General features: G+C 74.4%; 10 protein-coding genes. 6 read left to right on the forward strand and 4 right to left on the reverse strand.

The window, feature by feature from the left end; all coding sequences use genetic code 11:
- Positions 1 to 14: 14 nt before the first annotated feature.
- The gene (locus AB0398_RS06130; RefSeq protein ID WP_366372645.1) at positions 15 to 1,049 is read left to right on the forward strand and encodes an NUDIX domain-containing protein; all 1,035 of its coding nucleotides are present in this window, start codon (positions 15 to 17) and stop codon (positions 1,047 to 1,049) included.
- Positions 1,050 to 1,094: 45 nt separating this feature from the next.
- Here AB0398_RS06130 and AB0398_RS06135 read toward each other — a convergent pair whose 3' ends face one another.
- Both AB0398_RS06135 and AB0398_RS06140 read right to left on the reverse strand, forming a co-directional pair.
- Positions 1,095 to 1,796 (reverse strand): MBL fold metallo-hydrolase, encoded by a 702-nt coding sequence (locus tag AB0398_RS06135; RefSeq protein WP_366372647.1) that lies wholly within the window; start codon positions 1,794 to 1,796, stop codon positions 1,095 to 1,097.
- A 96-nt stretch (positions 1,797 to 1,892) separates the two neighbouring features.
- Positions 1,893 to 3,257 (reverse strand): dipeptidase, encoded by a 1,365-nt coding sequence (locus tag AB0398_RS06140; protein WP_366372648.1) that lies wholly within the window; start codon positions 3,255 to 3,257, stop codon positions 1,893 to 1,895.
- Between the two features lie 340 nt (positions 3,258 to 3,597).
- On the opposite strand from AB0398_RS06140, the gene AB0398_RS06145 reads away from it, so the two are divergent.
- Entirely contained in the window at positions 3,598 to 4,989 is a 1,392-nt protein-coding gene (locus tag AB0398_RS06145; protein ID WP_366373012.1) for a geranylgeranyl reductase family protein, read from the forward strand.
- Between the two features lie 76 nt (positions 4,990 to 5,065).
- On the opposite strand, the gene AB0398_RS06150 is transcribed toward AB0398_RS06145, so the two are convergent.
- Positions 5,066 to 5,566, reverse strand: a complete 501-nt coding sequence (locus tag AB0398_RS06150) for a nitroreductase family deazaflavin-dependent oxidoreductase (protein ID WP_366372649.1) — start codon at positions 5,564 to 5,566, stop codon at positions 5,066 to 5,068.
- Between the two features lie 207 nt (positions 5,567 to 5,773).
- Here AB0398_RS06150 and AB0398_RS06155 point away from each other — a divergent pair, with 207 nt between their 5' ends.
- Positions 5,774 to 6,469 (forward strand): TetR/AcrR family transcriptional regulator, encoded by a 696-nt coding sequence (locus tag AB0398_RS06155; protein WP_366372650.1) that lies wholly within the window; start codon positions 5,774 to 5,776, stop codon positions 6,467 to 6,469.
- Positions 6,470 to 6,581: 112 nt separating this feature from the next.
- Here AB0398_RS06155 and AB0398_RS06160 read toward each other — a convergent pair whose 3' ends face one another.
- Positions 6,582 to 8,156 carry an MFS transporter gene (locus tag AB0398_RS06160; RefSeq protein WP_366372651.1) on the reverse strand — a complete coding sequence of 525 codons (1,575 nt, stop codon included), beginning with the start codon at positions 8,154 to 8,156 and terminating at the stop codon, positions 6,582 to 6,584.
- 88 nt (positions 8,157 to 8,244) lie between these two features.
- Between AB0398_RS06160 and AB0398_RS06165 the strand changes: the two genes are divergently transcribed.
- From AB0398_RS06165 to AB0398_RS06175, 3 genes are all read left to right on the forward strand, one after another.
- Positions 8,245 to 8,643, forward strand: coding sequence for a MarR family transcriptional regulator (locus AB0398_RS06165; RefSeq protein ID WP_366372652.1), 399 nt, complete (start codon positions 8,245 to 8,247; stop codon positions 8,641 to 8,643).
- Positions 8,644 to 8,952: 309 nt separating this feature from the next.
- The gene (locus AB0398_RS06170; RefSeq protein ID WP_366372654.1) at positions 8,953 to 10,338 is read left to right on the forward strand and encodes a nitrate/nitrite transporter; all 1,386 of its coding nucleotides are present in this window, start codon (positions 8,953 to 8,955) and stop codon (positions 10,336 to 10,338) included.
- Complete coding sequence (locus tag AB0398_RS06175) at positions 10,331 to 12,514, forward strand: molybdopterin oxidoreductase family protein (RefSeq protein WP_366372655.1); 2,184 nt, start codon at positions 10,331 to 10,333, stop codon at positions 12,512 to 12,514. Before AB0398_RS06170 ends, AB0398_RS06175 begins: the two co-directional genes overlap by 8 nt.
- Positions 12,515 to 12,527: the final 13 nt, after the last annotated feature.

Genomic DNA, 12,527 nt, shown 5'->3' on the forward strand with positions numbered 1-12,527 from the left:
GAAGAGGGGGAAACGTGATCGTCTGGATCAACGGGGCGTTCGGCGCGGGAAAGTCCAGCACCGCGCGTGAACTGGTCGATCTGATCCCGCACAGCACCCTGTACGACCCCGAGCTGACCGGCGGCGCGGTGCGCCGGCTCCTTCCGGCCAAGCGGCTCGCCGAGGTGGAGGACTACCAGGACCTGCCGATCTGGCGGCGGCTCGTCGTCGACACCGCCGCCGCCCTGCTCGCCGAGACCGGCGGCGTCCTGGTCGTCCCCATGACCCTGATCCGCCAGGAGTACCGGGACGAGATCTTCGGCGGCCTCGCCGCCCGCCGCATCGAGGTGCGCCACATCCTGCTCACACCTGAGGAAACGATCCTGCGTCAACGGATCGACACCCGGGCGGAGTACGGCGACCCCGAGGTCGACGCCCGCGTCCGGGAGTGGTGCCACGGGCACGTGGACCCGTACCGTGCCGCCCTCGACTGGCTCGCCGCCGACGCGTACGCCGTCGACAACTCGGCGCTCACCGCGGCCGCGACCGCCCGGGCCGTCGCCGACGCGATCCGGGAAGGGCTCGCCGCCCCCTGCGGGATCGTCCAGACGCCCGAGCCGACCGGCGAGACCGTCGCCGCCGGTGTGCTGCTCTTCGACGAACGGGACCGCTTCCTGCTCGTGGACCCCACCTACAAGCCCGGCTGGGAGTTCCCCGGCGGCGTCGTGGAGCCGGGCGAGCCCCCGGCGCGGGCCGGGATGCGGGAGGTGGCCGAGGAGGTCGGCCTCGCGCTCGACGCCGTGCCCCGGCTGCTGCTCGTCGACTGGGAGCGGCCCGCGCCCCCGGGCTACGGAGGGCTGCGCCTCCTCTTCGACGGCGGCACGCTCCGGCCCGCCGACACCGAGCGGCTGAGCCTTCCCGGCGCCGAACTGCGCGACTGGCGCTTCGTCACCGAGGAGGAGGCCGCCGAACTGCTGCCGCCCGTCCGCTACCAGCGCCTCCGCTGGGCCCTGCGCGCGCGGGAGCGGGGCACGGTGCTCAACCTGGAGGCCGGGGTGCCGGTGGGGTGACCGGCCGGGGCGGGCGGCGACACCCGGGGGCCCGACCGGGGCCGCTCAGGTCGGGACGACCGCCCCGGCCGTCGCCGCCGCCCTCAGCCGGGCCGCCGTGTCCGTGACCACCGGCGCGCCGTGGCCGCAGCACAGCACCGACGGGTCCAGCTCCGCCAGCCTCCGCATCGACTCCAGGGCGAGGGCGCGGTCGGCGTGGAACACGCCGAAGGTCACCCCCCGGACCGAGGCCACCGTGTCCCCGGCGAACAGCACGCCGTGGCGGGGGAGGTGCACGGCGATCGAGCCCGGGGTGTGACCGGGGGTGTGGACCACCACGGCCCCGTCGCCGAAGCCGAGCTCCTCGCCGTCCCCGACCTCCCGGTCCACCCGGGTCGGCGGCGCCTCCGGCACGGTCAGACCGTGCTCGTACAGCGGGAGTTCCCAGTCCAGGAGGTCGGGCTCGGGGACCGGCGCCTCGCCCCGCACCACCGGCGCGTCCAGGCGGTGCGCCACGATCTCGGCCCCGTGGCGGTCCGCGAGCTTCCCGGCCGCGCCCACGTGGTCCCGGTGGCAGTGGGTCAGCACGATGCGGCGCAGCCGGTCCGGGTCCAGACCGGCCGCCCGTACGGCCGCCGCCGTCGCGTCCGCCGTACCCGCCCAGCCCGCGTCGATCAGGGTCAGCTCCTCCTCGTCCCGCCAGAGGTAGGCCTGGCCGATGGGGTGGTCGAGCAGGTGCAGCCGCGGAGTCACCGTGATGGGGTCCATGCGGCGAACCTACGCGTCCGCGCAGGTCCGCCGCCCGGTTCTACGCTCTCGGCGAGCTTCGCCGAACGCTGAACCCGACCGGGAACCGAGAATGCGTCAGACCTGCTTCGAGCGCGCGTAGTTGAGGAGGAAGTGCGCCTCGGCCACCGACAGGCGCTCCAGCTCCTCCGGCGACACGGACTCGTTGGGCGCGTGGATCTGCGCCTCCGGCTCGCTCAGGCCGATCAGCAGGATCTCCGCCTCCGGGTACAGCGAGGCCAGCGTGCTGCACAGCGGGATCGAGCCGCCCAGACCGGCCGTCTGCATCTCCTGACCGGGGTACGCGACCTCCATCGCCTCCGCCATCGAGGCGTACGCCGGGCTCGACGTGTCCGCCTGGAAGGCCTGGCCCTGGCCGACCTGCTCCAGGGTCACCCGGGCGTTCCACGGCGTGTGGTTCTCGATGTGGGCGAAGAGCAGCTTCGTCGCCTCGGCCGCGTCCTGGCCCGGCGGCACCCGCAGGCTGATCTGCGCGCGGGCCGTCCTCGGGACGGACGGGGTGGCGCCGGCCACCGGGTGGCAGTCGATGCCGACGACGGTGACGGCGGGGCGCGCCCAGATGCGGTCCGCGACCGTGCCGCCGCCCGGCAGGTCCACGCCCGGCAGCACCTTGGCGTCCTGGCGGAAGTTCTCCTCCGGGTACTGGAGGCCCTCCCACACCTGGTCGCCCGGCAGGCCGTCGACGACGGTCGAGCCGTCCGGGCCGCGCAGCGAGTCGAGGACGCGGATCAGCGCGGCGAGCGCGTCCGGGGCGGCGCCGCCGAACTGGCCGGAGTGCAGGTTGCCCTCCAGGGTGTCGATCCGCACCCGGATCATCGTCATGCCGCGCAGGGTCGCGGTCACCGTCGGCAGGCCCACCCGGAAGTTGCCCGCGTCGCCGATGACGATCGTGTCGGCCGTCAGCAGCTCGGGGTGCTCCTCGGCGTACCGCTCCAGACCGCCGGTGCCCTGCTCCTCCGAGCCCTCGACGATCACCTTGACCGTCACCGGGACGCCGCCGTTCGCCTTCAGGGCGCGCAGCGCGAGCAGGTGCAGGATCACCCCGCCCTTGCAGTCGGCCGTGCCGCGCCCGTACCAGCGTCCGTCGCGCTCGGTCAGCTCGAACGGCGGGGAGAGCCACGCGGACTCGTCCAGCTTCGGCTGCACGTCGTAGTGCGCGTAGAGGAGGACGGTCGGCGCGCCGGCCGGGCCGGGGAGTATGCCGTACACGGCCTGAGAGCCGTCCGGGGTGTCGAGCAGCGCCACGTCCTGGAAGTCCTCGGCGCGCAGCGCGTCCGCGACCCAGTTCGCCGCCGCCTCGCACTCGCTGCGCGGGGCCACGTTCTCGTCCGCCACCGACTCGAAGGCCACCAGCTCCGTGAGCTCCGTCCTGGCGCGGGGCATCAGGGACCGTACGGTCTCGGCGATCGGATTCGCGGTCATGGGCACGCTCCTGGTGGGTGCGACGTTACGACGGAGAGGACGGCGCCGCCGCGTCTCGTGGCGCGGCGAACGCACCGTCGATCCTACGGCCGGGGCTCCGGCTACCGCGCCGTAGGATGCGTCAGGAGCAGACCCCCGGTCGGATCAGGAGCAGAAGCACATCGTGAGCAGCGAGCACGCAGGGAACGCCGGTCCGGAGAACACCGAGCCCGAGGGCGCGGCTCCTGAGGGCACGGGTGCGGAGGCGGCGAGGGACGAGACCCCGGGCGCGGTGGGCGACGGGGGCGCGGACGGCCTCGAGGACGCGGCGGAGAGCGGTCCCGAGGACGCAGCCCCCGCCGTGGACGGCGGGGCGGCGGGCCCGGACGCCGAGGCGGACGTCTGGGACGTCGTGGTCGTCGGCGCCGGACCGGCCGGCGCGTCCGCGGCCTACGCGGCGGCGGTGGCCGGACGCCGGGTGCTCCTCCTGGAGAAGTCCGAGCTGCCCCGGTACAAGACCTGCGGCGGCGGCATCATCGGCCCCTCCCGCGACTCGCTCCCGCCGGGCTTCGAACTGCCCCTCCAGGACCGGGTGCACGCCGTCACCTTCTCCCTCGAAGGGCGCTTCGCCCGCACCCGCCGCTCGCGCCGGATGCTCTTCGGCCTCATCAACCGGCCCGAGTTCGACGCGCGGCTCGTCCAGCACGCGCAGAAGGCCGGAGCCCAGCTGCGGACCGGTGCCACGGTGACCCGGGTGGAGCAGCACGGGCCGTCGGTGCCGGACCGGCGGACCGCCGCCGTCGTCCTGGCCGACGGCGAGACGGTCCTGGCGCGCGCGGTCGTCGGCGCCGACGGCAGTGCCAGCCGCATAGGCGCTCACGTCGGGGTGAAGATGGGCCAGGTCGACCTGGGCCTGGAGGCGGAGATCCCCGTGCCGCCCTCCGTGGCCGAGGACTGGAAGGGCCGCGTCCTCATCGACTGGGGCCCGATGCCCGGCAGTTACGGCTGGGTGTTCCCCAAGGGCGACACGCTGACCGTCGGCGTCATCTCGGCGCGCGGCGAGGGGGCCGCCACCAAGCGGTACCTGGAGGACTTCGTGGCCCGGCTCGGCCTGGCCGGGTTCGAGCCCTCGATCTCCTCCGGCCATCTGACCCGCTGCCGCACCGACGACTCGCCGCTCTCCCGCGGCCGGGTCCTGGTCTGCGGCGACGCGGCCGGCCTCCTGGAGCCGTGGACGCGCGAGGGCATCTCGTACGCGCTGCGCTCGGGCCGCCTCGCGGGCGAGTGGGCGGTGCGGGTCGCCGAGGCGAACGACGCGGTCGACGCGCGCCGCCAGGCCCTGAACTACGCCTTCGCCATCAAGGCGGGCCTGGGCGTGGAGATGGCGGTCGGGCGGCGGATGCTCGCCGTCTTCGAGCGGCGCCCGGGGCTGCTGCACGCCACGCTCACGGGCCTGCGGCCGGCCTGGAACGCCTTCGCCGACATCACCCGGGGCTCGGCCACCCTCGGCGGCATGGTCCGCTCGAACGGTCTGGCCCGGCGGGCGCTCGAACTCCTGGACAAGCGGATGGACACCTCGTCCGGCGTCGGCCCGGCGGGCCGGGGCGTCACGGCGAAGGAGCGGGACGCGTCGGAGCCGGAGGGCACGGAAGGCGCCGAGGGTACGGAAGCCACGGAGGGCGCCGGGCGTACGGAGGCCTCGGAGGGCGTCGACAGCGCCGGGGGCGCCGGGGGGACGAGGGCGGACGCCTGAGCACGGTCCGCGGCGGTCCGCCGCGGACGCCGGAGACTCCGGCCGACCTGTTACGGGCTCCGCCGGCCCGGTCCGTTCACGCGGCCGGACCGGCGGAGCCCGTCGTCGTGATGCGGAAGACGGGGTGCTTCGGGGCGGCGGCGCGCAGTTCGGCGTCGGAGGAGTCCGGGCCGACCCCGTCGAAGAAGACGCCGACCTCCGCCTTCCAGCGCTTGAGGTAGGCGCGGAGCAGCGCGGGCTTGGCGTCGTCGGAGACCTCGACGGCGGTGAACTCCTGCACGTGCTTGCCGAGGTGCAGCTCTCCGCCCCCGGCCGCCCGCATGTTGTGGGTCCACTGGACGTGGCCGCGGGGGGCCACGAGGTACTGGGCGCCGTCCACCGTCAGGAGGTTGACGGGGGTGCGGCGCCATTCGCCGCTCTTGCGCCCCCGGACGGCGAGCACGCGGGACCCCCAGACGCTGATGCCCCGGCGGGTCGTCCAGGCGACCACGCGGTTGAGGACGTTCACGGTGAACCAGCCGGGCTTGAGGACGTGGGGCGCGGGGGAGCCGGTGGGGTCGGCGGGCTGGGCGGACATGGCTGCCTCCTGAGGGCTTCCGGCGGTGAGCGGAGCGAGTCGGGGGAGTGGAGCGAGTCGAGCGAGAGCACTGCTCTCTCTTGAGATCAGTGTGCACGGTTCGGCACCCACAAGCAAGAGCGGTGCTCTTGTTTCAATGTGTCGCTCTTGCTTCTGTGCGGTGCTCTCATTTCGGTGCGGTGCTCCGGAAGTGGCACACTGCTCTCCATGACGCCCGTTCAAGGAGCCCGCGCCCGCGCCCGCATCGAGATCACCGCCGCCATCAAGGACGAGGCCCGCACCCAGCTCGCGGCGGAAGGCGCCGCCAAGCTGTCCCTGCGGGCCGTGGCCCGCGAGCTGGGCATGGTGTCCTCCGCGCTCTACCGCTACTTCCCGAGCCGCGACGACCTCCTCACCGCCCTGATCGTCGACGCCTACGACGCCGTCGGCGCCGCCGCCGAGCGGGCCGCCGCCGACTCCGCAGGGCAGCGCCCGCTGGACCGCTGGACCGCCGTCTGCCGGGCGGTCCGCGCCTGGGCGGTCGCCCACCCCCACGAGTACGCCCTGATCTACGGTTCCCCGGTCCCCGGCTACACCGCGCCCCAGGACACGATCGCCCCCGCCGCGCGCGTCGGCCTCGCCCTCGTCGAGATCGTCCGCCTGGCCCACACCGGCGAGGGCCTCGCCCTCCCCCCGCTCCCGGACGCCCTGCGCCCCGAGGCCGAGCGGATCGCCGCCGACATCGCCCCGGACCTGCCCCCGGCCCTCGCCGCCGCGCTCGTCGCCGCCTGGTCGCAGCTCTTCGGCCTCGTCTCCTTCGAGGTCTTCGGCCAGTTCCACCGCGTCGTCGAGGACCGCGACGCCTTCTTCACCGCGTCGGCCCGCCGCCTGGGCCAGGACGTGGGACTGCTCCCGCGCGGCTGAACCCGTAGGGGCGACGCGGGGCGGGGAACGTACGGGCGCGGCCGCCCGGTCGCCGAAGCGCCGGACGGCCGCGTCCCCCGTTCCCCCCGTTCCCCCGTTTCCCTCCCGACGGTCAGTCGCGGAGGGCGACCTTCGCCGGGACGTCCCCGGTGGCCGGGACGTCCCCGGTGGCCTGGGCGTCGGCGGCGGTGTTCCCCGCGGTCGCGTCCCCGGTGGCCGGCTCGGGGTCCGAGGAGCGTGCGACCACGACCGACCCGGCCGCCGCGCCCCGCGGCCTCCGCAGCCCCGGCAGGGTGATGAGCAGTCCGGCGAGGGCGATGACCGCCACCACGGCCAGACCCGGGCGGAAGCCGTCCAGGACCGCCTGCGGGGAGGCGTCCCCGCCGTGTCCGCCGCCCGCGGTGATGACGGCGGTGGTCACGGCGAGGAAGAACGCGCCGCCGACCTGGATCGAGGTGTTGAGCAGGCCCGAGACCATGCCCTGTTCGCGGTCGGCCACGCCGTTGGTGGCCTGGATGTTGAGCGACGGGAACACCAGGGCGCAGGCCGCGCCGATGAGCAGCATCGACGGCAGGATGACGGCCGCGTACCGCGGGACGAGCGAGACGCGCAGGAAGAGCGCGTACCCGACGACGAGCAGCGTGAAGCCGGTCGCGATCACCCGGGGCGTGCCGAACCGGTCCACGATCCCGCCGATCTTCGTGGACGAGAGGGCCACCAGCACGCCGGCCGGAAGGAAGGCGAGCGCCGTCTGGAGCGCGGACCAGCCGAGCAGCGACTGCATGTACTGGGTCACGATGAACTGGAAGGCGACGTACGAGCCGAAGAAGGCCGCCGCGCCGAGCTGGGCCCGGACCTGCGAGCCGGAGCGCAGCACCCCGAGCCGCACCAGCGGGCTCGGGCTGCGCCGTTCGATCAGGACGAAGGCGACGAGCAGGGCGGCGGCCGCCAGGAAGGACAGCAGGGTGCGGGCGGAGGCCCAGCCCGCTTCGGGCGCCTCGACGACGGTGAAGACGAGCAGCAGCATCGCGGCCGTGCCGGTGACGGCGCCCGGCAGGTCGTAGCCGCCGGAGGAGTCGTCGCGGGCGCTGTGCGGGATGAGGCGCAGCGCGAAGACGAGGGCGATCAGGGCGACGGGGGCGGGGAGCAGCATGGTCCACCGCCAGCTCAGCTCCGTGAGCAGCCCGGACAGGACGAGGCCCATGGAGAAGCCGGTGGCGGCGCAGGTGGTGTAGATGGACAGGGCCCGGTTGCGCTGCGGGCCCTCCTTGAAGGTGGTCGTGATGATCGACAGGCCGGCGGGGGCGGTGAAGGCGGCGCTGAGCCCCTTGACGAACCGGCTGGCGATGAGGAGCGGCCCGGAGTCGACGAGCCCGCCGAGCAGCGAGGCGACCGCGAAGACGGCGAGCGCGATCAGGAAGACCCGGCGCCGGCCGAGCAGGTCGGCGGCGCGGCCGCCGAGGAGCAGCAGCCCTCCGTAGCCGAGGATGTAGCCGCTCACGATCCACTGGAGGGTGGAGGTGGACAGGTCGAGGTCGGCGGCGATCGAGGGCAGGGCGACGCCGACCATCGAGACGTCGAGGGCGTCGAGGAACATCGCGGCGCAGAGCACGAGCAGGGTGCCCCAGAGGCGCGGACTCCAGCGTTCCTGCGCGGACTTGGGCACGTCGGTGAGCGGAGAGGTCATGGACGGAGACAGTACATGCACATGCATTGAATGCAAGCGCATTTAATTCTCGTGCAACAAAAGGGGTCGTCTCTGCTAATGTGCGGCCATGGCAGCGAACAAGTCCGAACGCGCGCTCGTGGAGGAGTGGCGTGACGTCCTCGCCCTGCACGCCCGTACGACCTGTGAGCTCGACCGGGCCCTCCACGCCCACGGGCTCGGCGCCAGCGACTTCGAGGTCCTCGACGTCCTCGCCGAGGGCGCGTCCGAGGGCGGCCCGGCGGCCTGGCGCGTCCAGGAACTCTCCGGCCGCGTCCACCTCAGCCAGAGCGCGCTGTCCCGGCTCGTCGCCCGCCTGGAGAAGGACGGCCTGGTGGCCCGGGGGATGTGCCCCGAGGACCGGCGCGGCGTCCAGGTGAAGCTCACGGAGAAGGGCCTCGACCGCCACGCCGAGGCGAAGCCCCTCCAGCGCGAGGTCCTGACCCGGATGCTGGACGGGGACTCCTGAGGCGTACGGGAAACCAGGGATTCCCGAGGCGTACGGGGAGGGGGAGCGAGGGCCGGCCGTCCCGTACGGCCGGGGTGTTCTCCCGTGCCGTCACGGCGTTCTCCCGTACGACCGCAGCCGGATCACGCCTGTTCACGCGCCTCCGCCGAAGGGTTCACGGCGGGAGGAACACCCGTCGGAGAGCCGTGGTGGGCGGACTTGACGGACCCTGAAACGGGCCGTTGACGCTGTCCCCGGGCGCTGCCCAAGATTCCTGTCCGGAAAGCAGACTCGTCGACGCAGTGCGGAATCCGGCCCGAAGGGCGAGTGATGAACCCGAGCAGAAGAACCGGCCGCCGGATCGAGCACTGGGACCCGGAGAACGAGCACTTATGGGCGACCCGGGGCAGACGCGTCGCCCGTCGCAACCTCGCCCTCTCCATCGCCTCCGAGCACATCGGCTTCTCCGTCTGGAGCATGTGGTCGGTCCTCGTGCTCTTCATGTCCCCCCGCATCGGGCTGCCGTTCACGCCCGACGAGAAGTTCCTGCTGGTCGTCACCCCCACCCTCGTCGGAGCCGCGCTCCGCATCCCGTACAGCCACGCCGTCCTCCGCTTCGGCGGCCGGAACTGGACCGTCTTCGCGACCGCCGTCCTCCTCGTGCCCGCCTGCGCCGCCACCTACTTCGTCCAGCGGCCGGGCACCCCGCTCTGGGTCTTCGTGCTGATCGCCGCGCTCGGCGGCGTCGGCGGCGGCAACTTCGCCTCCTCGATGACCAACATCACCGCCTTCTACCCGCAGCGCCTCCAGGGCTGGGCCCTCGGCCTCAACGCGGGCGGCGGCAACCTCGGCGTCGCCGTCGTCCAGCTCCTCGGCCTGCTCGTCATCGCCGTCGCGGGCGACACCCACCCGTCGTACGTCGCCGCCTGCTACCTCCCGCTGATCGTCGTCGTCTCCCTGCTGTGCGCGCTGCGCATGGACAACCTTGCGCCGGTGCGCGCCGAGAAGGGCGCCCGGCGCGCGGCCCTGCGCTCCGCGCACACCTGGTGGATCTCGCTGCTCTACGTCGGCACGTTCGGCTCGTTCATCGGCTACGGCTTCGCCTTCGGGCTCGTGCTCCAGACCCAGTTCGGCGCCTCCCCGCTCCAGGCCGCCTCGTACACCTTCCTCGGCCCGCTGCTCGGCTCGCTCTCCCGCCCCTTCGGCGGGCGGCTCGCGGACCGGTGGGGCGGCGCCCGGGTGACCGCGTGGACGTTCGCGGGGATGGCGGCGGGAACGGGCGGACTGCTGCTCGCCTCGCGGGCCGGTTCGTACGGGCTGTTCGTCGCGGCCTTCACGGTCCTCTTCGTGCTCACCGGGATCGGCAACGGCTCCACGTACAAGATGATCCCGGCCGTCTTCGCCGAGCAGGCGGGCCGCGAGGTCACCGGGGGCCGCGACGCGGGCGAGGCCTTCGCCCGGGCCCGGCAGCGCTCGGGCGCCGTGATCGGGATCGCGGGCGCCGTCGGGGCGCTCGGCGGGGTCGCGGTGAACCTCGCCTTCCGGGCCGCGTACGGCTCCGAGGGCGGCAGCGGGACCCCCGCCTTCCTCGGCTTCCTCTGCTTCTACGTGGTGTGCGGGGCGGTCGTCCGGGCGGTCTACCTGCGGCCCGCGTCCGACGGGGGCGGCCCGCTCGACCCGTCGCGGGAGCGGCGCCGCGGGGTCAGCCGTGTCTGACGCCCGCGCCGAGGACACCGCCCGCGCTGGCCACACGGACCACACGGACCATGGCGACCACGCCGAAGCCGGCGCCGGGCGGACCGTCCTCACCCACTGCCCGTACTGCGCGCTCCAGTGCGGTACGGAACTCACCTCCGCCGGCGACCGGGTGACCGTGACGCCCGCCGTCCTCGCCGGCACCGGGAAGCGGGGCGGCCTGTGCCAGAAGGGCTGGACCGCGCCCGAGGTCCTGACCACCGCCGACCGGCTGCGCACACCGCTCGTGCGGGGCGCCGACGGACGGCTCGCCCCGGCGACCTGGGACGCGGCGCTCGACCTGGTCGCCGGACGGCTGGCGGAGCTGCGGGCCGCCCACGGCCCGGACGCGGTCGGGGTGTTCGGCGGCGGCGGCCTCACCAACGAGAAGGCCTACCTGCTCGGCAAGTTCGCCCGGGTCGCCCTCGGCACCAGCCGCATCGACTACAACGGGCGCTTCTGCATGTCCTCGGCCGCCGTCGCCGGCAACGCCGCCTTCGGCGTCGACCGGGGGCTGCCCTTCCCCGTCACCGACCTCGACGAGGCCGACGTCGTGCTGCTCGCCGGGGCCAACCCGGCCGAGACGATGCCGCCGCTCGTGCGCCACCTCGACCGGGCCGGCGCGCTCGTCGTCATCGACCCGCGCCGCACGGCCACCGCCGAACGGGCCGCGCTGCACCTGAGACCCGCGCCCGGCACCGACCTCGCCCTGGCGCTCGGCCTGTTGCAGCTCACCGTGGTCGACGGACACCTCGACCGGGCCTACGTGGAGGAGCGGACCGGCGGCTTCGAGGAGACCTGGCGCCGGGCCCTCGCCTGGACCCCGGAGCGCACGGAGCGCACCACCGGCGTCCCGGTCGCCGCCCAGCGCGAGGCGGTCCGGCTCCTGGCGGGCGCCCGGCGGGCGTACGTCCTGACCGGCCGCGGCGCCGAGCAGCACAGCAAGGGCACCGACACGGTCTCCGCCTTCATCAACCTCGCCCTCGCCCTCGGCCTGCCGGGGCGGCAGGGCAGCGGCTACGGCTGCCTCACCGGCCAGGGGAACGGCCAGGGCGGCCGCGAACTCGGACAGAAATCCGACCAGTTGCCCGGCTACCGGTCCATCACCGACCCGGCGGCCCGCGCGCACGTGGCGGAGGTGTGGGGCGTCGACCCGGAGCGGCTGCCGGGTCCGGGCCCGAGCGCGTACGAACTGCTCGACTCGCTCGGCACGGAGCACGGGCCGCGCGCCCTGCTCGTCTTCGGCTCGAACCCGGTGGTCTCCGCCCCGCACGCCGGTCACGTCACCGAGCGCCTCGCCGCGCTCGACCTGCTGGTCGTCGCCGACTTCGTGCCCTCCGAGACCGCCCGCCTCGCGGACGTGGTCCTGCCCGTCACGCAGTGGGCCGAGGAGGAGGGCACCCTGACCAGCCTGGAGGGGCGGGTGCTGCGCCGGCGCAGACTGCTCGACCCGCCGCCGGGGGTCCGCAGCGACCTGGAGGTGCTGCGCGGGCTCGCCGTACGGCTCGGGGAGCCGGCCGAGCGGTGGCCCGACCGACCGGGCGAGGTCTTCGACGAGCTGCGCCGGGCGACGGCGGGCGGCCGGGCCGACTACTCCGGCGTGAGCTACGAGCGCCTCGACGCGGGCGAGGTCCTGCACTGGCCCTGCCCGGCGCCGGGACACCCCGGCACCCCGCGGCTCTTCCTCGACTCCTTCGGCCACCCGGACGGCCGGGCCCGCTTCGTCCCGGTCGAGCACCGGGACGCGGCCGAACGGCCCGGCGGATCGTTCGATCTGTACGGGACGACCGGGCGGGTCCTGGCCCACTACCAGTCCGGCGCGCAGACCCGGCGGGTCGAGCGGCTCGCGAAGGCCGTCCCGGAGGCGTACGTGGAGATCCACCCCGACACGGCCCGGCGGGCCGGACTGGTGGAGGGCGGGCTCGCGCGGGTGGTGTCGGCGCGGGGCGCGGTGGTGGCCCGGGTGCGGGCGGTGGAGAGCCTGCGCACGGACACGGTGTTCCTGCCGTTCCACTTCCCGGGCGAGGGACGGGCGAACCTGCTCACGAGCGGGGCGCTCGACCCGCGCAGCGGGATGCCGGAGTTCAAGGTGAGCGCGGTCCGCGTGGAACCGGTGGACGAGCGAGAAGAGAAGACGGGGACGGGGGACGGGACGTGAACAGGACGAAACA

This window comes from Streptomyces sp. NPDC086147 (assembly GCF_040702165.1).
In the GTDB taxonomy this organism is placed as follows: domain Bacteria; phylum Actinomycetota; class Actinomycetes; order Streptomycetales; family Streptomycetaceae; genus Streptomyces.